The sequence below is a fragment of the Rhizobium sp. 10N414 genome (genome assembly GCF_056394785.1).
Window position 1 is genome coordinate 407,560 of sequence record NZ_JBFTIN010000001.1, and the last position, 18,425, is coordinate 425,984.

17 protein-coding genes are annotated in these 18,425 nt (G+C 60.0%); 6 read left to right on the forward strand and 11 right to left on the reverse strand.

Features of this window, described 5'->3' with window-relative positions; translation table 11 throughout:
* Position 1: 1 nt before the first annotated feature.
* The gene (locus tag AC1DE4_RS02055) at positions 2-547 is read right to left on the reverse strand and encodes a PepSY domain-containing protein (protein WP_025658612.1); all 546 of its coding nucleotides are present in this window, start codon (positions 545-547) and stop codon (positions 2-4) included.
* Between the two features lie 253 nt (positions 548-800).
* On the opposite strand from AC1DE4_RS02055, the gene AC1DE4_RS02060 reads away from it, so the two are divergent.
* The gene (locus tag AC1DE4_RS02060) at positions 801-1,184 is read left to right on the forward strand and encodes a hypothetical protein (protein ID WP_477879658.1); all 384 of its coding nucleotides are present in this window, start codon (positions 801-803) and stop codon (positions 1,182-1,184) included.
* Positions 1,185-1,435: 251 nt separating this feature from the next.
* On the opposite strand, the gene infC is transcribed toward AC1DE4_RS02060, so the two are convergent.
* A complete protein-coding gene (gene infC / locus AC1DE4_RS02065) occupies positions 1,436-1,972 on the reverse strand; it encodes a translation initiation factor IF-3 (protein ID WP_025658610.1) in 537 nt (178 codons plus the stop codon).
* A gap of 179 nt (positions 1,973-2,151) precedes the next feature.
* On the opposite strand from infC, the gene AC1DE4_RS02070 reads away from it, so the two are divergent.
* Positions 2,152-2,952, forward strand: a complete 801-nt coding sequence (locus AC1DE4_RS02070; RefSeq protein ID WP_025658609.1) for an alpha/beta hydrolase — start codon at positions 2,152-2,154, stop codon at positions 2,950-2,952.
* Positions 2,953-3,102: 150 nt separating this feature from the next.
* Positions 3,103-3,702: a transglutaminase-like cysteine peptidase gene (locus tag AC1DE4_RS02075; RefSeq protein ID WP_025658608.1), complete on the forward strand. Its 600-nt coding sequence runs from the start codon at positions 3,103-3,105 to the stop codon at positions 3,700-3,702.
* Between the two features lie 149 nt (positions 3,703-3,851).
* Here AC1DE4_RS02075 and mbfA read toward each other — a convergent pair whose 3' ends face one another.
* On the reverse strand, positions 3,852-4,835 hold the full coding sequence (gene mbfA / locus AC1DE4_RS02080) for an iron exporter MbfA (RefSeq protein ID WP_018855239.1): 984 nt from the start codon (positions 4,833-4,835) through the stop codon (positions 3,852-3,854).
* A 318-nt stretch (positions 4,836-5,153) separates the two neighbouring features.
* Between mbfA and AC1DE4_RS02085 the strand changes: the two genes are divergently transcribed.
* Entirely contained in the window at positions 5,154-5,522 is a 369-nt protein-coding gene (locus tag AC1DE4_RS02085; protein WP_018855240.1) for a helix-turn-helix domain-containing protein, read from the forward strand.
* Between the two features lie 10 nt (positions 5,523-5,532).
* Here AC1DE4_RS02085 and AC1DE4_RS02090 read toward each other — a convergent pair whose 3' ends face one another.
* The 5 genes from AC1DE4_RS02090 to AC1DE4_RS02110 all read right to left on the reverse strand — a co-directional run bounded on the left by AC1DE4_RS02090 (position 5,533) and on the right by AC1DE4_RS02110 (position 13,706).
* Complete coding sequence (locus AC1DE4_RS02090) at positions 5,533-5,742, reverse strand: hypothetical protein (protein ID WP_025658607.1); 210 nt, start codon at positions 5,740-5,742, stop codon at positions 5,533-5,535.
* A 147-nt stretch (positions 5,743-5,889) separates the two neighbouring features.
* Positions 5,890-7,782: a TPR end-of-group domain-containing protein gene (locus tag AC1DE4_RS02095; protein WP_018855242.1), complete on the reverse strand. Its 1,893-nt coding sequence runs from the start codon at positions 7,780-7,782 to the stop codon at positions 5,890-5,892.
* A 209-nt stretch (positions 7,783-7,991) separates the two neighbouring features.
* Positions 7,992-9,125, reverse strand: a complete 1,134-nt coding sequence (gene dnaJ, locus AC1DE4_RS02100; protein WP_018855243.1) for a molecular chaperone DnaJ — start codon at positions 9,123-9,125, stop codon at positions 7,992-7,994.
* 85 nt (positions 9,126-9,210) lie between these two features.
* Positions 9,211-11,130, reverse strand: coding sequence for a molecular chaperone DnaK (dnaK, locus tag AC1DE4_RS02105; protein WP_018855244.1), 1,920 nt, complete (start codon positions 11,128-11,130; stop codon positions 9,211-9,213).
* A gap of 236 nt (positions 11,131-11,366) precedes the next feature.
* Positions 11,367-13,706 (reverse strand): transglycosylase domain-containing protein, encoded by a 2,340-nt coding sequence (locus AC1DE4_RS02110; RefSeq protein ID WP_025658606.1) that lies wholly within the window; start codon positions 13,704-13,706, stop codon positions 11,367-11,369.
* 233 nt (positions 13,707-13,939) lie between these two features.
* Here AC1DE4_RS02110 and AC1DE4_RS02115 point away from each other — a divergent pair, with 233 nt between their 5' ends.
* Both AC1DE4_RS02115 and AC1DE4_RS02120 read left to right on the forward strand, forming a co-directional pair.
* On the forward strand, positions 13,940-14,260 hold the full coding sequence (locus AC1DE4_RS02115; protein ID WP_025658605.1) for a GCG_CRPN prefix-to-repeats domain-containing protein: 321 nt from the start codon (positions 13,940-13,942) through the stop codon (positions 14,258-14,260).
* A gap of 167 nt (positions 14,261-14,427) precedes the next feature.
* Positions 14,428-14,610, forward strand: a complete 183-nt coding sequence (locus tag AC1DE4_RS02120; RefSeq protein WP_018855247.1) for a hypothetical protein — start codon at positions 14,428-14,430, stop codon at positions 14,608-14,610.
* Positions 14,611-14,792: 182 nt separating this feature from the next.
* Here AC1DE4_RS02120 and AC1DE4_RS02125 read toward each other — a convergent pair whose 3' ends face one another.
* The 3 genes from AC1DE4_RS02125 to AC1DE4_RS02135 all read right to left on the reverse strand — a co-directional run bounded on the left by AC1DE4_RS02125 (position 14,793) and on the right by AC1DE4_RS02135 (position 18,008).
* A complete protein-coding gene (locus AC1DE4_RS02125) occupies positions 14,793-15,524 on the reverse strand; it encodes an SH3 domain-containing protein (RefSeq protein ID WP_025658604.1) in 732 nt (243 codons plus the stop codon).
* 471 nt (positions 15,525-15,995) lie between these two features.
* A complete protein-coding gene (locus tag AC1DE4_RS02130) occupies positions 15,996-17,384 on the reverse strand; it encodes a M20/M25/M40 family metallo-hydrolase (RefSeq protein ID WP_025658603.1) in 1,389 nt (462 codons plus the stop codon).
* Positions 17,385-17,591: 207 nt separating this feature from the next.
* A complete protein-coding gene (locus AC1DE4_RS02135) occupies positions 17,592-18,008 on the reverse strand; it encodes a MarR family winged helix-turn-helix transcriptional regulator (RefSeq protein ID WP_016552356.1) in 417 nt (138 codons plus the stop codon).
* Positions 18,009-18,425 lie beyond the last annotated feature (417 nt).

Consider the following 18,425-nt stretch of genomic DNA (forward strand, 5'->3'; position numbering starts at 1 on the left):
CCTACCCCCCCAGCAATGCTCCGTTGCGGGCGTCGACACGCAATGTCCTGATCGCGCCCGTCCCGTCGCGAACTTTCACTTGATACACATCGCCGAACATGGATCGATGGAGATTGACGTCGATGACCCGACCGTAGCGTTTTGCGTCGATCCGCTGCAGAACGGTCTTCAGCGGCAGGATCCGGCCCTCGCGAACGGCGTCGCGCGCGCGATCGGAATCGGTGTTCCGGCCGCCACTGCCGCGGCCGCTGCTACCGCCGCCTCCGCCTCCGCCGTGGTCGTCGCCGCCGTCATCATCCCCGTGATCGTCGCGGCCGCCACGACCGGAATTGGAACTGCCGCTGCCCGAGTTGGAACCCGAGGATCCGGGCGAACCAGAGCCCGACGAGCCGCTGCCTCCGCTCGAACCGCTCCCACCGCTGCTGCCGCCGCCATCATCGCTGCCACCATCCTTGGCCTCAGCATGGGAAACGAACATCGGGCCGGCCGCAGAGAGCGCTATGGCCAGCATCAACATCGTCATGAAACTGCGACGGCTTCTATTCATTGAACTTCAATGTACCTCAATGCTTCTGCAATCGCGGAACCTACACTGAACACTTTATCGCGACCAGACAAAGCTCCGACAAACCAGGAACTCCGCCGGGGCGCGGCGGAGTTCCTTCTTCCGAAGGGGTGGCCGGAAGACCGCGCCGGGCAGATTATTGCGCCGAAGCGGGAAGTATGTTGACGCTGGTGATTGCGCCAGGATTTCGAATAAAGTCACCTCTGTGAGGATGCGCGACCACCTCGTGTGCCCCATGCTCAAGCTCAACCTCGACCTCGAGGCGCCGGCCGAGTTGATCGACGGCGACAAGCGAACCGTTCAGCAGTCCCGTCAGGCTCGCTTCGGACACCGAAAGCGTCACTTCCGGGCGATTGTCGTTGCGGCCGCCGCGGTGCTCGCCAGGATTGTCGTCATTGGCGGCATGGTTGGCTCCGTCATCGCGTCCACGTCCACGGCCGTGATCGTCATCGCCGTCGTCATGACCGCCGCGACCGCTATGATCATCACCGCCACGCCCGCTGCCGCTGTTGTCATCACTGCCACCGCTATGGCTGGATCCACTGTTGCCGCTGCTGCTGCTTCCACCGCCATCATCGCTGCCGCCGCGAGCGAATGCCAACGACGAAAAATGGCCTGACGTGAACGTCTGCATTGTCGGGAGCGACAACGTCACCGCGATTGCGGCGACGGAAGCCAATAGCGCGTGTGAAATGGTCTTCTTCATGATCTTTGCCTTCTGCTCTCTTCTTGCTGAGAACAGATTGCCAAAGTCTCTCTGACAGACTGTTGAGTGCGTTTGTCAGCATCCTGTCAGATTGGTCCGACCACAGCCCCAAAATACAAAAGCCGCCCTTACGGACGGCTTTGATTGGAGAGTGGCGACGCGCCTCACTTCGGCGCGAGTACCATCATCATCTGGCGGCCTTCGAGCTTGGGCTCGGCTTCAACCTTGGCATATTCGGTCGTGTCGGCCTTCACCTGCTGCAGCAGCTTCATACCAAGTTCCTGGTGCGCCATTTCACGGCCGCGGAACTTCAATGTCACCTTGACCTTGTCGCCGTCTTCAAAGAAACGACCCATCGCCTTCATCTTCACCTCATAGTCATGGGTGTCGATGTTAGGGCGCATCTTGATCTCTTTAACTTCGACAATCTTCTGCTTCTTGCGCGCCTCGGCAGCCTTCTTCTGGTTGGCATATTTCAGCTTGCCCAGATCGAGGATCTTGCATACAGGCGGTTCGGCATTGGGGGAGATTTCCACCAGGTCGAGGCCGGCTTCCTCAGCCATTTTCAGGGCCTGGTCGGTGGGCACAACACCCAAGTTCTGTCCTTCAGCATCAATCAGCTGAACTCGGGGGATGCGAATTTCCCGGTTCGAGCGCGGCCCTTCCTTTACGGGCGCGTCGGCTTTAAAGGGTCTGCGAATGGTCGTATTCTCCTCGCGTTGTTTCGGATCGCTGCAGCCCGGGCACTCCCGATGACGGAAGTACAAATGTCGTTTCACCATTGCTGCAACGGAGTCGGTACCATCCTTTAGCGGAAAAATCACCTGCTGTCAGCCTGTCAAGAATCTGTTTTATAGGCCAAAACAACTGGAGTTCCGCGATGTCTGACGCAAATCTCACTTACAACCAACAATATCTTACCGTCGGACAGGGCGAAGCTGCGCGCGAGATCGCCTATATTGCGCGTAGCCAACCTGGCCAAACGGCCGGCCCAACCCTCGTCTGGCTCTCCGGATACCGCTCTGACATGAGCGGCAGCAAGGCGGTGGAGCTGGACAGGTTCGCGGCCGAAAACGGCCTTGCCTGCCTGCGCCTCGACTATTCCGGCCACGGCCTGTCCGGCGGCAAATTCACCGACGGGACGATCTCGCGCTGGCTCGAGGAGGCGCTTGCGGTAATCCTCCACGCGGCGCCCGAGCGCATCCTCGTCGTCGGCTCGTCGATGGGCGGATGGATTGCGCTCAGGCTGGCGCAGGAACTCGCCAAGCGGCAGGACGGGCCGAAGCTCGCGGGCATGGTGCTGATTGCGCCGGCTCCCGACTTCACCTCCGATCTGATCGAGCCGAACCTCACGAAGAAGGAGAAGGCCTCGCTGGCCGAGCGCGGCTACTTCGAAGAGCGGTCGGCCTACAGCCCCGAGCCAAACATCTATACGCGAACCCTGATGGAGGACGGGCGCGACAACGGCGTGCTCAACGGCATCATCGAGACCGGCTGCCCGGTCCATATCCTGCAGGGGATGAAGGATCCGGACGTTCCCTATCAGCACGCTATGAAGCTCGTGGAGCATCTCCCCGCCGACGACGTCGTGCTGACCTTCGTGCGTGATGGCGATCACCGGCTGTCGCGGCCCCAGGACATCGAGCGCATGCTCGCCGCCGTCAAAGGGCTTATCCGCTAGGCCAAACGATCCATATGTGCCAAATCCTAACGGATTTTAACCATATTGGCGGGTAGTGGCACCTTCCCCAGAAGTAACGATTGACTCTCCGAGCCTCCGTCCGTTAACTTTTTATTAACAATACATGGGCGATGCAAGGGAACAGCGGGCGTGCGGATCAAGGGTTTCGTCGTGGCCATGATGGCCATGTTTGCTATGTCTACAGCCGCAACGCCGGCTTCCACCAACAACCTCTCGATGGTTACTGGCGCTGCGACGTCCCAGCCGATCGGCCATTACGACTTCTGCCAGGGCCATCGCAATGAATGCGGCCCAAACCGCAACGTCTCGCCGGCCGAGATGTCGGAAGGGAAATGGGGAATGGTGCGGTCCGTCAACACGATGGTCAACAACAGCATCACGCCGATGACCGACAAGGAAATCTACGGCAAGGATGAGGTCTGGGCTTATCCGACGACTGCAGGCGACTGCGAGGACTTCGCCCTGCTGAAGCGCCGCATCCTGATACAGCGCGGAATTTCGCCGGCTAATCTTCTTCTCACGGTGGTCCGCAAGCCCGATGGCGAAGGTCATGCCGTGCTGACGCTGCGCACCAGCAACGGCGACTTCGTGCTCGACAACCTGGCGTCCAACATCAAGCCATGGTTCGACACGCCCTACTCCTTCATCAAGCGCCAGTCGAGCAACAATGCCGGTCGCTGGGTCACCATCGAAAATGGCCGCGACGTTCTGGTCGGTGCTTTGCGATAAGCGATAGTAGATTGAACGAAAAAGGCCGGCGAAACGCCGGCCTTTTTTATGCGCGACGCCAGTTAGCGCGTCATTCCGGCCCATCGCCTGTGCATTCGCGCGCCAGATCAATTCACCGCGTCGATCGCTCCGTAGTGCCGGAGCTCGCTTTACCCATTGCCGATCAGAATGCCGGCACCGAGAACGAGACCGCCGCCCACGACCACCTGGAAGGCAGCGCGCAGGAATGGCGTTTCCATAAATCTGTTCTGGATGAAGGCAATCGCCCAGAGTTCGAAGATCGCGATGATCACGGCCATCGTCGTTGCGATCCAGAAGTACGGGATGAGATAGGGCAAGGTGTGGCCGAGACCGCCAAGCGCGGTCATGACGCCGCAGGCGATGCCGCGCTTGATCGGCGATCCGCGGCCTGAAATCTTGCCGTCGTCATGTGCCGCTTCTGTGAAGCCCATCGAGATGCCGGCGCCAACCGAGGCGGACATGCCGACAAGGAAGGTCTGCCAGGTGTTCTGAGTCGCAAAGGCGGCTGCGAAGATCGGCGCCAAGGTCGATACCGAGCCATCCATCAAGCCGGCAAGGCCGGGTTGCACATAGGTGAGCACCAGTTGGCGGCGGGCAGCGTGATCTTCCTCCGCCTTGACGTCCGCCGGCGTGTGCTTGTCGACAAGCATGTGAGTAATGTCCTCATGGCCCTGCTCCGCCAAGGCGAGGTCACCGAGCAACTGCCGGGTCTGCGCGTCCGTGACGCGCCGTGCCGCTTCGACATAGAAGCGATAGGCCTGCTGCTCCATCGCTTCGGCTTCACCGCGGATTTTCTCGAGCGACAGGTTGCGTCGCAGCCAGTCGGGTTTGCGCTCATAGAAACCCTGAACATGTTCCCGGCGAATGAGCGTGATGCGTTCACCGAACCGCTGGCGATAGATTTCGATCAGGGACTTGCGATGGGTGTCCTCGACCTCGGCCATCTCTTCGAAAATTTTAGCGGACGCGGGATAGTTGCTGCGCAGCATGTCGGCGTAGGCGAGATAGATGCGCGCGTCCTCCTCTTCGGCCCCAATGGCCAGTGCGAGTATTTCCTGTTCCGACAAAGAATCGAACGAGCGCTTGGATGACCAAAAAAGCCTGGACAGCATGACAACCTCAATTTTAGAATTATTCTAAAATAGAGGTTGCCGGCGCGTCGGTCAAGTTTTCACAGGCATGGAAACCAGTGAATTGACGCATGGCCGCGGCAAGTAAAACGACGCACAGCTTCGCGTACGTGCACCGCCTTTAGCTGGCATCGGAAATAACGTGCACGCTACAGTCTACATCTACGCCGAAAGTGTATGATTATTGGGCAAAAAACCATAACAAAAGCGGGTTGAAATTTACAACTCATGGGATTGAGATATTATGGAAGGCGGGCATAGTACTATGCGTATTGATTGCATTTATAAGGGAACATAACGGTGCCAGATCCGGTAGATATTATTGTTGGTAAAAATGTACGGACACTGAGGGCCAAACGACGCATATCGCAGCTGGAACTGGGAGAGGCGCTGGGGCTGACTTTTCAACAAATTCAGAAATACGAGAAAGGCACCAACCGCGTATCCGCAAGCAAGCTTCACCAGATCGCGGTTTTTCTGGGCGTTGATATTTCGGAACTGTTCGAGGGCGCCAACCCGTCTGACGGATCAGCGCGGCCAGGGCTGAGCCCCGAAGCCTATGAGCTTGCCCTGCACTATGACAAGCTTCGCTCTGCGGCAGGCAAGGAGGCCGTCAAGACCATCTTGTCGATCATGACCGGTGAAAGCTACATCGAGGCTTTGCGCTGAACCCTGTCGGTCAGTGCAACTCGCACGCGTGAAGCGCGATGAGCAAGTCGTCCTGCGTCCGATGGCCAGCATGGTAGAGATCGATCGCGATGCTCGCGATGGAAAGTCCCTGCTGGCTGCGCAGCTTGATGTTGCGCTCGGCACACCAGGAATAGAGCGCGCCGGCGAGCACATCGACATCATCGGACTGCAAAGACAAAGAAGTGGCTGCTGCCGTCATGGAAGTTGCCCTTGTTTTTGGTTGATCCCCGAAAGGATACTGGCCGCTTTGCTTCTATTTGCAAAGCGGCATTCACTGCCTGCGTTAACGCAAGGCAGACGTGCATTTTTGCTTGTTTCATAATGGAACACCCGGCAAGCGCCGGCGCTATTCTGACGCGACCCGGTACTCCAGCGAGGCCGAGCATGCCGCGATCGCATCCAGCATTTTCTCGAACCGCGGGTGATCACGCACCGAATCGAGGTCCGAATCATGCTTGAACCATAGGATGTGATAGCAGGACGATTGCGGCAGCAGTTCTTCCAACAGATCGAGTGCGGCGTCGCATTCGTCCAACAAAGCATAGACACACGCGATGTTGTATTGAGCAACGATGTCATCCGGATCAATCATCTGCGCGCGCTTGACCCACTCCTTAGCGCGTTCCGCATCGCCCATGTGAGCCAATGCGAGCGCACCGCGATGGGCCGGCCCCGAGTTTTCCGGATGCCGCTCCAAGGCCTCTTCCGCACGCTCGATGCAGACGCGCGCCCAATGCGCTCGCTCCTCCTCGAGACCAAGCGACCGGCATGCGCTCATCAGATGAATGGGCGAGAGATAGTCGTCGGGGCGGATCTCGGCCGCCCTAGTGAAGAAGGTGATTGCCCCCTCGAACTTGCCCTCCATGAAAAGAAAGCGACCATAGTGGAAATTCGCTTCATAGAGATCGGGCTCCAGCGCCAGCGCCTTTTCGAACTCGACAAGAGCCTCCTCGTCTCGCCCGTCCTGGTGCAGCGCCAGTCCGCGCGACGCATGCGCCTCGGCAAGATTCGGATCGAGCGCCAACGCCTTGGCACTCAGATTGAGTATCCCCTGCAGTGTAAACTCACCCGCATGCCAATCGCGCAGCGCCGACTCGCAATCCGCCATGCCGGCATAGGCACGGGCATATTCCGGATCCAACGCAACGGCCGTTGCAAACATGCGCCGGGCCAGAAGTAGATAGGGCCTTGTCCAGGTGTGAGACAGCTGTCGTCCACGCAGATAATAGGTGTAGGCCTCGACATTGCTTGTCGGCTCGGCTGCGATCGCCTGCCTCTCCTCGGGTAGCAGCTTGATCTTGAGTTGATCGACGATTGCGTGGGTGATCTCGTCCTGGATCGCGAAAATATCGGTGAGGTCGCGATCGAAGCGGTCCGCCCAAAGGTGCCCGCCATTTCTCGCATCGATCAGCTGTCCGGTGATGCGGACGCGCTGGCCGACCTTGCGCACGCTCCCCTCGAGAACGAAGTCGACACCGAGTTCCGACGCCACCTGCTTCACCTGCACGGACTTGCCCTTGTAGGTGAAGGCGGTGTTGCGGGCGACCACGTAGAGGTTCGACACCTTCGAGAGGTCGGTGATGATGTCCTCGGTGATGCCGTCGGAAAAATACTCCTGCTCGGCATCGCCGCTCATGTTGGTGAAGGGCAGCACGGCGACAAGCTGCTTGTGCTTTTTTCGGGCTGCGGTCAAAGCCGCCTTGTTCACTTTCAGTGGCAGCGCCCGCTGCGGCGAAATCATATAGACCCGGACCGGTTCCTTGATGTTCTTGAGGCGGTGTTCCCCGCGATCCTCGAAGGACAGGTCGAGCCGTGAGCCGACATGGTCCTTGACGGTGGCCGAAACGGCAATGCCTCCTGGCTCAGCAAGCGCCTCCAGCCGCGCAGCGACATTGACGCCGTCCCCGAAGATATCGCCCTCCTCGACAATGACGTCGCCGAGATGGATGCCGATCCGAAATTCGATACGTTTGTCTTCGAGCACCGACAGGTTTCGTTGCGCGGCCTCTCGCTGCACCTCATCGGCGCAGGCAACAGCATTCACGATGCTGGAGAATTCCGCCAGCATGCCATCGCCGGTCAGCTTGACGATGCGTCCGCGGTGCTGTGCAATCTTCGGATTGAGCAGCTCCGTGCGGCAGGTTTTCACCGCACTTAGCGTTCCGGATTCATCTATGCCCATCAACCGGCCATAGCCGACGATGTCGATTGCGAGGATGGCTGCGAGACGGCGTTCCAAGTGTCCCTCGACGCTATACAGTTTTCGTCACACTAATTTAGCCTTTTATTATCTTAATGTCCCACCATTCATTCGGTCGACCCGGGATAATAAGGTATTTTTGACGTTCGAACGTTGAGACAACCCTGCGTAGGCGACCTGACAAAGCAAACAACAAAGGCCCGGCTGCAGCAGCAACCGGGCCTTTGTTACATTTCATATAGGGTCGATCAGCCCTCGAAGAATTCCTTCATGCGCGCGAAGAACCCGGTCGATTCCGGATTGTTCTCCTTCGAGGAGAGCTGCTCGAACTCCTGGAGAAGTTCGCGCTGGCGCTTTGTCAGCTTCTGCGGAGTCTCGATCTGGATCTGGATATAGAGGTCGCCCGTCTGCGGCGAACGCAGCACCGGCATGCCCTTGCCCTTCAGGCGGAACTGCTTGCCGGCCTGCGTGCCTTCGGGCACCGTCACACGCGACTTCGTGCCATCGAGCGTCGCCACGTCAAAGGTGCCGCCGAGTGCCGCCGTCGTCATCGAGATCGGAATGGTGCAGTAGAGGTCGGCGCCGTCACGTTGGTAAAACTCATGCGGCTTCACCGACAGGAAGATGTAAAGATCGCCCGCCGGACCGCCGCGCATGCCGGCTTCGCCCTCGCCCTGCAGGCGGATGCGGGTGCCGTCTTCGATACCGGCCGGAATGTTCACGGACAGCGAACGCTCTTCGGTGACGCGGCCCTGGCCATGGCACTTCGTGCACGGATCGGGAATGATCGTGCCACGACCATGACAGGTCGGGCAGGTCCGTTCGATCGAGAAGAAGCCCTGGGCAGCGCGCACGCGACCCGAGCCCTGGCAAGTGCCGCAGGTCTTCGGCTGCGTGCCGGGTTTCGCACCCGAGCCGGAGCAGACGTCGCAAGTGATCGAAGTCGGCACGCGGATCTGCGCCGTCTTGCTGGAGAAGGACTCCTCCAGCGATATTTCCATGTTGTAGCGAAGATCGGCGCCACGCTCGCGGCCGCCCGAAGAGCGCTGCCGCTGGCGGCCACCGCCCATCATCTCGCCGAAGATATCCTCGAAAATGTCGGAAAATCCGCCGCCGCCAAAGCCGCCGCCCATGCCGCCGCCGCCCATGCCGCCATGCTCGAAGGCAGCGTGACCATATCGGTCATAGGCCGCACGCTTCTGCGGATCCTTGAGCATTTCGTAGGCTTCGTTGATTTCCTTGAACTTGCGCTCGGCGTCGTGGTCGCCCGGATTCTTGTCCGGATGGTACTTCATGGCGAGTTTGCGGAAGGCGCTTTTCAGCTCTTTTTCGTCCGCCGTCTTGGCGACACCCAGCGTTTCGTAAAAATCGGCTTTTGCCATTAAGGATTAGACCCCGGAAATGGTTTTCCGGCTGCCGTGGTGGGCAGCCGGAACGTCAGTTTCAAGCTAGACCGTCTCGTCTCGCTTAGGCGGACTTCTTGCGGTCGTCGTCCTTGACTTCTTCGTAGTCGGCATCGACGACATTGTCGTCGCCGGCTTCCGCGGATGCGTCTGCTGCCGCACCGCCTTCAGCCTGCTGTGCTTCGTAGATCGCCTGACCGAGCTTCATGGAGACTTCCATGAGGGTCTGGGTCTTTGCCTTGATGTCTTCAGCATCCGGCTCGGTTGCTTCGACGGCAGACTTCAGAGCAGCGATCGCATCGGAGATCGCGGTGCGGTCGGCCTCGGAAACCTTGTCACCATAATCCTTCAGCGACTTTTCCGTGGAGTGGATCAGGCTTTCAGCCTGGTTCTTGGCTTCCACGGCCTCGCGGCGCTTCTTGTCGGCTTCGGCATTGGCTTCAGCGTCCTTGACCATCTTTTCGATGTCGGCGTCGGAGAGACCACCGGAAGCCTGGATACGGATCTGCTGTTCCTTGCCGGTGCCCTTGTCCTTGGCCGAAACCTGCACGATGCCGTTCGCGTCGATGTCGAAGGTGACTTCGATCTGCGGAACGCCACGCGGTGCCGGCGGCAGGCCAACGAGGTCAAACTGGCCGAGCAGCTTGTTGTCGGCAGCCATTTCGCGCTCGCCCTGCGAAACGCGGATGGTGACGGCCTGCTGGTTGTCGTCGGCGGTCGAGAAGGTCTGCGACTTCTTCGTCGGGATCGTCGTGTTACGCTCGATCAGACGGGTGAAGACGCCACCGAGGGTCTCGATGCCGAGGGACAGCGGGGTTACGTCGAGAAGCAGAACGTCCTTGACGTCGCCCTGCAGAACGCCAGCCTGGATGGCTGCGCCGAGTGCCACGACTTCGTCAGGGTTGACGCCCTTGTGTGGCTCCTTGCCGAACAGCTGCTTGACGACTTCCTGGACCTTCGGCATGCGGCTCATGCCACCGACGAGAACGACTTCGTCGATCTCGGCTGGCGTGACGCCGGCATCCTTGAGAGCAGCCTTGCACGGTGCGATCGTGCGCTGGATCAGATCCTCGACCAGGCTTTCGAGCTTGGCGCGGGTCAGCTTCAGCGTCAGGTGCTTCGGGCCGGTTGCATCAGCGGTGATGAACGGCAGGTTGATTTCGGTCTGCTGCGAGGACGACAGTTCGATCTTTGCCTTTTCGGCAGCTTCCTTGAGGCGCTGCAGAGCCAGCTTGTCGCCCTTGAGGTCGATGCCGTTGTCCTTCTTGAACTCGGCAACGAGGTATTCGACGAGACGCATGTCGAAGTCTTCACCGCCGAGGAAGGTATCGCCGTTGGTGGACTTCACTTCGAAGACGCCGTCGCCGATTTCGAGGATCGAGATATCGAAGGTACCGCCACCCAAGTCGTAAACGGCGATGGTCTTGCCGTCCTTCTTGTCGAGACCGTAGGCAAGGGCTGCCGCCGTCGGCTCGTTGATGATGCGCAGAACTTCGAGGCCGGCGATCTTGCCGGCATCCTTGGTTGCCTGGCGTTGTGCGTCGTTGAAGTATGCGGGAACGGTGATGACGGCCTTTTCGACCTTTTCACCGAGATAGGATTCAGCGGTTTCCTTCATCTTCTGAAGGATCATCGCGGAGATCTGGGCAGGCGAATAGCCGGTGCCGCGGGCCTTGACCCATGCGTCGCCGTTGTCGCCCTTGGTGATCTCGAAAGGAACGAGAGCCTTGTCCTTTTCAACCGTCGGATCGTCGTAGCGGCGGCCGATGAGGCGCTTCACTGCGAACAGCGTATCCGTGGGGTTGGTGACTGCCTGGCGCTTGGCCGGCTGACCGACGAGGCGTTCGCCATCTTCGGAAAATGCTACGATCGAAGGCGTCGTGCGCGCACCTTCGGCGTTCTCAATGACCTTCGCGTCCTTGCCGTCCATGACAGCGACGCAGGAATTTGTCGTTCCGAGGTCGATACCAATTACTTTTGCCATGTCATTCTCTCCTTGAAGCAAGCTGTCGGAACCCCGAGAAGGCATTTCCCTGACAGCCCCTTACGGGATGGGTCTTTAAGATTAACGCAATCGTGATTGCGGTGATGCCGCGTATATAAGGAGCGGTTTTCGGGACTGCAAGGCGAGAACTAGCCAGAAAACCGGCAAAAAAAGCGCCCAACAGCTAATTTTGGCACGCACAGGACGATGGCGTTTTTCTGGCCAAAACCCGTCGACTATTGTCCCATGATCAAGTCAAGCAAGGTCGTCCGTTTCCGATGGTGCGCCGGCGACGGTTCAGGCTCGCCAATATCACCCGGCGGCAGCGCATCACCGTGGCCATAACCACCGTCATCGGCGATGTCGGCGGGCGGCACGGGACCGCCATTGACCGGGGCGATCGGCTGGCGTCTTGGCCGGTCATTCGCCTGTGGATAGCGCTCGGCGCTTTCACCAAAGACACCGGAGAGAATGCTGCCGATTGTCGTCGGCTCTTCAAGCGGCGGCGCCATACCGGGCTCCGCAGACGCCATCGGCTGGTCGCCGAAGCCGGGATTGGCTGCCGGATCAGCCATGAATTGCCCGTTGCCGAACAGTGGCGCCGGCGACAGTCCCTTGTGCGCGGCGACCATGAATTCCTGCCAGGCCTTGGCCGGCAAGCCGCCGCCCGTCACCTTCTTCATCGGCTTGCCATCGTCGTTGCCAAACCAGACGCCGGTTGTGAGGTTGCTGGTGAAGCCGACGAAGAGCGCGTCGCGCGAATTCTGGGTCGTGCCGGTCTTGCCCGCGGCCTGCCAACCGGAAAGCTTGGCGCTCTTGCCCGTTCCCTGGTTGATGACGCCCATCATCATCGTGTTCATGTTGGCGGCAATCGCTTCCGACAAGACACGGGGCGGGTTGTCGTAGGTATTTTCGTAGAGCACCTTGCTGCCGTCAGCCGTCGTTACGCGTCGGATCACATGCGGCGTCGCCTTGTAGCCGCCATTCATGAAGGCGGCATAGGCGCCGGTGAGCTCGGTCAGCGACACTTCCGACGTACCAAGAGCGATCGAGGCATTGGGCTGCAGTTCCGATTCGATGCCGAGGCGGTGCGCGAGCTTGATCACCTGGTCCGGCCCGTCATACATGACCAACTGGGCCGCGACGGTGTTCAGCGACTTTGCAAGCGCCGTCGCGAGCGTCACTTCGCCATTGTACTTCTTCTCGTAGTTCTCAGGCGTCCAATCGCCGATGCGGATCGGCGCGTCGTTGAACACCGAAAACGGCGTCAGACCTTTTTCCAACGCCGCTGCATAGACAAACGGCTTGAAGGACGAGCCCGGCTGGCGCTTGGCGGTGACGGCGCGGTTGAACTGGCTGTCGGCATAATCCCTGCCGCCGACGAGCGCGCGGATTGCGCCGGTGCCATCGAGTGAAACCAGGGCTGCCTGCGACGTATCGAGCTTGGCGCCATCCTTGCCGAGCACATCGTTCAGGGACTGCTCCGCGCGCTTCTCCAGCGTCTTGTCGATCGTCGTATCGACGACGATGTCTTCCTTGACGTCGCCGATCAGGCCAGGGAGCTGGTCCATGACCATATCCGCGACATAGTGGCCGGCGCCCGACCAGTAGCGCTTCGCCTTGGCTGGCGTCTGCGACATCGCGGTCTTCACCTCGTCGTCGGTGATATAGCCTTGCTCGCGCATCGTCTGCAGGACCACCTGCGCGCGGGCATTGGCGGCCTCGGGATCGCGCGCCGGCGACAGCCGCGACGGCGCCTTGACGAGTCCGGCAAGAAGGGCTGCTTCACCGAGGTTCACGTCGCGTGCGGACTTGTTGAAGTAGCGACGCGAGGCCGCTTCGACGCCATAGGCGTTCGAGCCGAAGAAGACGCGGTTGAGGTACATCGCAAGGATCTGGTCCTTGGTGTATTTCTGCTCCAGCCATAGCGCGAGCAGGACTTCCTGCACCTTACGCTCAAGCGTGCGGTCCGGCGACAGGAAAAGGTTCTTTGCAAGCTGCTGTGTCAGCGTCGAGCCGCCCTGAACCATGTGGCCGGTCGTCAGGTTGGTGACGAGGGCGCGTGCGAGGCCAAGGGGATCCACGCCGAAATGCGAATAGAAGCGGCGGTCTTCAATGGCGACGATCGCTTCCGGGATGTAGGGCGACATGTCTTCGAGCGCGAGCGCTTCGCCGCCCGTCGTGCCGCGATTGGCGATGACGCTGCCATCGACGGCAGTTATCTTGACGTTCGGCGGGCGATCCGGAATGGCCCAGGTGCTGGCGCTCGGCATGCGCGACCCGTAGTAGACGACGAGGCCAGCCACGCCGATCCCGGCCCAGATGCCGAAAACGATGCACCAGTAGAGGATGCGACGAATGAAGCCGAAGAAGCTTCCACCCTCGCGTTCGCGACGACCACGTCTGCGTCTTTCGGGTTGGCGCGCGCGAGACGATTTTGACGGCGATCGCTTGGTCGAACGTCCCCTGACGACACGGTCATCGGCGTCGAGCGAAAAATCGTCATCATCGTCGCGGTCGTCGCGACCGCTGAAGGAAGGTTCGATCCTGTCGCGTGATTTGCCTCTGCCCGCCATCTAGTACCGGTACGCCCCTTCTTCGCTCCTTGCGCGGCGACGCCGCAGAAACCGTGCTTTGCCAAACGGTTCTCCGCCCGGTTGAACTTTAAATGCGGCGATTTAAGGGGTGGTTAAGAAGTGGTTAGACCGGCCCGCCCTTGCCCCAACAATGTCAAATTTGGTTCAGCCCCCGTTCACCGAACCGGCTCTCTAATCCATGTGCAAGGGACTTGCATAACAGAGGTGCAGAGATGCGTATGAGAATGATTGCAGCTGCGATCGCCATGTGTGGATTTGGCGTTACCGCGGCTGAAGCGATGCCGGTCGCGCCGCTGAACGGCGTTGCGGCCAAGAATACGGTACTCGTCGATTACGCCTGCGGGCGCGGCTATCACCTGACCCGGTGGGGCAATTGCCGGCCGAACTGGGACCGACCGCCACCGCCGCGTTACGGCTGGCGCGCCGATCGCCGCTACGGATGGGGCGGCCCGCCGCGCCATGACTGGCGCTATGAGCGATCCTACGGATGGGATCGCCCGCCACCGTGGGTGCGCGGACGCGATTGGCGCTGATTAAGACAGCAAGGCCCGGGCCGCTCAGCCTGGGCTTTGTTATAATTCGTTTACCAAGCCCCGCTTTTTTGGCATGGCTGCCATTCGTTGCGACTGTCACAAATCTGACGTATAGCACGCCGAATTGCGCCTGAGATTAGCGCAGCATGCGCAATATGTAGGCATCCATGACCATCGACATTACCAAAAGCGAAGAATTCAAGCTGCGTGAAGTTTGGGACGTGCACGAGTTTGCACGCCGCTACAGGCTGACAAAAATGGAAGAGAGCCGCCTGAAGATGCTTCACGGCCCGTTCGCGGAATTGCGCGACCTCCTCGCCGGTCGGCAGCGTTCCGTTTCTCTCTGGTAACAGGGAACCATTAGCGAGCTGGTGGATTAATGCCCTAGCGAAACACGCCCTACACGTTTCGCTAAAGGTCGGCCGTCTCCCCTCAAACGCGCCGATCGCGATCAGGCCCGGTGTCTCTCCCAGAGCGCCGGGCCTTCTCATCTCCCCAATAAAAAGGGCGGCCTCGCGGCCGCCCCGATGCGTCACTGCTGGTTGCCGCAGGCCGGATCACCCGGCGGGCAGCGTGGAGGCCCACGACGGCCCTCACCGCCGCGACGCCAGTTCCCATCGTCGTTGCCCTGCGGCGGGCGCTGGAAGTCCGGACGATTGTCATGGGGCCGTCCCTGGAAATCCTGGCGACCGGGGCCGCGGTCGAAATTCGGTTGCTCGGGACGACGGCCCGGTCCGCGGTTTCCATCGGGCCTCCGATCGGGACCGCGATCAAAATCGGGTCGTGGACGGCCGGGGCCGGGGTTTCCGTCGAATTCTGGCGGCCGCACCGGGCGAACGACAGCGGGCGGGCGATCGTAAACAGGATTGCGACGCCAACGATCGCGCTCCCGATAGAAATCGCGACCGCGGTAATAGCGGTCCCAGTAATTTCCGACGCTGAAGACCACGGTCGGGATTCCGAGGGGACGGTAATATTCCGGACCCACATAGACGCGACGGCTCTGGTAGAGCGCCTGCACATAGCGACCTGCGACCCAGCCGCGCCCACCGTAGAACTCCACGTCGCACCAAGGCACATCGGCGAGGCAGCCATGGATTTCCACCGATTCACCGGCCGGAATGACGGTTACAGCGGGATATTGCGTGCTTGGTCCGGCCCGCATGTTGACGTTGGCTGTCGCATATCCCTCTGCCGCCTGGGCAATCGCCGGCGCGAGCAAGAGGGCGGCCGCTGCAGCGGCCTTCATCAAGATGGACTTCACGTTTCAACTCCTCTGACGACGCTGGCGACCGCGCCGCTTGTGTTTTCCGAAAAGGCGCGCAAGCGCCCGGGCACGGCTTCGGCGTTCGTCGCCTCGTGCCGATTTCAGCTCAATCACCTTTTCTTTCAATGATTTGTAGTCCGCGCCGATGAACCTGACTTGAACGCGTGGGCGCTTCAAAATTCAAAAATGCGTCACATCTACTTGAAACGCGCGCTAGGCATTCCGACATGTGGATCAACATATTGCAGCCGATGGAAAGCTGTGCGCGCCAGCAACGTTGCCGCTTCCACCGTCCTGATCGAGGCTCCGCGTTAACCGTTGGTTAACCTTTCCCGATCAGTCTGGCTGCAACATTCGCTTCCTCCTTGACCACGGATGTACTGGCATCGAAGTGAAGCGGATGACGAAAGGCCGGCTCGTTCCGGCCTTTTTGTTTTTCTGGCGTTCAAAGACGAACGCTTTTCCAGCCTATTTGGCCAACGCTTCCAGGATGCGGATCCAAGAACGGATGCCCTTGTGGTAGGAAGCGAGTTCGTACTTCTCGTTCGGCGAGTGAATGCGATCATCGCTGAGACCGAAGCCGACAAGCAGCGACTCCATGCCGAGCATCTTCTGGAAGTCGCCGACGATCGGGATCGATCCGCCCATGCCGATCACCACGGCCGGTTTCGGCCACTCGTCGGAGAGCGCATTCTTGGCCTTCGTCAGCACCGGCGAATCGTAAGAGAGGTGGATGGCCGGCGAACCGCCATGCGGATGGAAGTCGACCGAGCAGTCCGCCGGGATTTTCGAGCGGACGTAGCTGCGGAAGCTTTCGCGGATGGCGTTCGGATCCTGGGTCCCGACGAGGCGGAAGGAAACCTTGGCCGAAGCCTTGGCTGCGATCACCGTCTTGAAGCCCTCACCGGTGTAGCCACCCCAGATGCCGTTGATCTCGGCGGTCGGACGCGCCCATGTGAGCTCGAGAACCGACCGGTCCTTTTCACCCGACGGGATCGACAGGCCGACCTCGCCCAGGAAGGTTTCCGCCGTTTTGCCGAGCGTTTCCCAGGATGCCTTGATATTGGCAGGCGTTTCCTCGACGCCGTCATAGAAGCCTTCAAGGGTGATGCGGCCGGTCTCATCGTGCAGCCCGGCAAGCGCGGCAGTTAGGATATGGATCGGGTTCGCCGCGGCACCGCCGAACAGGCCGGAATGCAGATCGCGATCGGCGGCCGTCACGACGATTTCCTCGCCGACAAGACCACGAAGGGCTGCTGCGATCGCCGGCGTATCGCGATCCCACATGCCGGTGTCACACACGAGCGCATAGTCCGCCTTCAACTCCGCGGCGTTGGCCTCAAGGAAAGGCTTCAACGACGGCGAACCTGATTCCTCTTCGCCTTCGAAGAGGATGGTGATGCGGCAGGGAAGTGCACCTTTGACTTCCTTGTAGGCACGGCAGGCCTCGACGAAGGTCATCAACTGGCCTTTGTCGTCGGCGGTGCCGCGGCCCGTCAGGATCTTCCGGCCGTTGCCGACATCCTTGATCGACGGTTCGAAGGGATCATTCTCCCAGAGCTCGATCGGATCGACTGGCTGCACGTCGTAGTGGCCGTAGAACAGCACATGCGGCGCGTCGGCGCTTGCGCCGGCGTGATGGGCCACGACCATGGGGTGGCCGGGCGTGTTACGCACGGACGCCTCGAAACCCAGGGTCTCGAGATAGGAAACCAGCCATTCAGCCGCCTTGCGGCACTCGGCCCTGTAGGCCGGGTCGGTGGAAATGGACTTGATGCGCAACAGCTCGAACAGCTTGTCGAGGCTCGATGTCAAATTCTGGTCCGCACGCGACAGCACCGGCATTACGTCAGTCATTTTCGACTCCTTTTGAAATTCGGCGGGACGATAGACCAAAGGCCGGTCGCTTTCGAGACGAAAAAGCAGGCAGGGAGAGCCAATGGCGAGAGATGGGCGCGTCAGACACGCCCGGGGGACGAGAGCACGAATAGCTGGCGGCGGGCGAGAGCTTGTTTTCAGCGCATGCGGAGGAGTTCGACCATAACGGCGGCGGAACAGTGTCGATTACAGCTTCTTGGCATTGTCGAGCAGGCGGCGGATGTACTCGAGCGTCAGTTCGCGCTCGAAGCTCTTGAAGCCCTGAAACAGGGCCAGGTCCGCTTCACGCGCCGCCTCGATGGCGTCGTCTTCCATGCCTTTGGCCTTGTCCGTGAGAAAGATCAGCTGCGCGCGCTTGTCGGACGGATGCGGACGACGATCGATCAACCCGTCGCGCGCCATGCGCGCAAGCGTGTTCGCCATCGTCGCCTGTTCGATGTCGACGCGGGCCAGCAACTGCTTCTGCGTCAGCCCGTCCTCGGCCCAGAGTTCGAGAAGAACGGGGAATTGCCCGGGCGAAAAGCCGAGCCGCGCCGCGCGCTGCTGGAGCGAACGAGCGAAGCCCTTGGCCAGCTGACTGGCAAGGTAAGCTCCCGAGTCCATTCGATTAATTCCCATCTTCTCAATTAGTCGCAGAAAACTCGATGAAACAATGCAACAAATCGCATACGACGCATCACAAATGCTTCATCGCAGGCTATGTTCGAAAGATAGAGCAGCAAAACAAAGCCGCCATAGCCTGGAGGTCTGGCTATGGCGGCTTTAAAATGGGGACAAAGGCCCGGAGAGGGGATAAGGCCTTTGTCCAAGTCCGAAGCGGCGGGGGACAAGCCAGCTATCAGACCCTCGACGCGATCAAACACGATCAAACGCCGGTAGTAATCATTTGTGATCGGGAATGTGGCTTTTCAAGGGAAAGCCGAGGATTGACTATTACAAATTAGTAACACTTTGGTGAGCCAGAAACTTTTCACCCTCGGAACTTTATATGGACCTTCCAAGGTCGCCGCGCTATCCATG

Bases quoted from the DNA above. Each gene is read 5' to 3' on its own strand.
- AC1DE4_RS02055 (WP_025658612.1), bottom strand. From the start codon at position 547: ATGAATAGAAGCCGTCGCAGTTTCATGACGATGTTGATGCTGGCCATA.
- AC1DE4_RS02060 (WP_477879658.1), top strand. From the start codon at position 801: ATGCTCAAGCTCAACCTCGACCTCGAGGCGCCGGCCGAGTTGATCGAC.
- AC1DE4_RS02070 (WP_025658609.1), top strand. From the start codon at position 2,152: ATGTCTGACGCAAATCTCACTTACAACCAACAATATCTTACCGTCGGA.
- mbfA (WP_018855239.1), bottom strand. From the start codon at position 4,835: ATGCTGTCCAGGCTTTTTTGGTCATCCAAGCGCTCGTTCGATTCTTTG.
- AC1DE4_RS02090 (WP_025658607.1), bottom strand. From the start codon at position 5,742: ATGACGGCAGCAGCCACTTCTTTGTCTTTGCAGTCCGATGATGTCGAT.
- dnaJ (WP_018855243.1), bottom strand. From the start codon at position 9,125: ATGGCAAAAGCCGATTTTTACGAAACGCTGGGTGTCGCCAAGACGGCG.
- dnaK (WP_018855244.1), bottom strand. From the start codon at position 11,130: ATGGCAAAAGTAATTGGTATCGACCTCGGAACGACAAATTCCTGCGTC.
- AC1DE4_RS02110 (WP_025658606.1), bottom strand. From the start codon at position 13,706: ATGGCGGGCAGAGGCAAATCACGCGACAGGATCGAACCTTCCTTCAGC.
- AC1DE4_RS02115 (WP_025658605.1), top strand. From the start codon at position 13,940: ATGCGTATGAGAATGATTGCAGCTGCGATCGCCATGTGTGGATTTGGC.
- AC1DE4_RS02120 (WP_018855247.1), top strand. From the start codon at position 14,428: ATGACCATCGACATTACCAAAAGCGAAGAATTCAAGCTGCGTGAAGTT.
- AC1DE4_RS02130 (WP_025658603.1), bottom strand. From the start codon at position 17,384: ATGACTGACGTAATGCCGGTGCTGTCGCGTGCGGACCAGAATTTGACA.
- AC1DE4_RS02135 (WP_016552356.1), bottom strand. From the start codon at position 18,008: ATGGACTCGGGAGCTTACCTTGCCAGTCAGCTGGCCAAGGGCTTCGCT.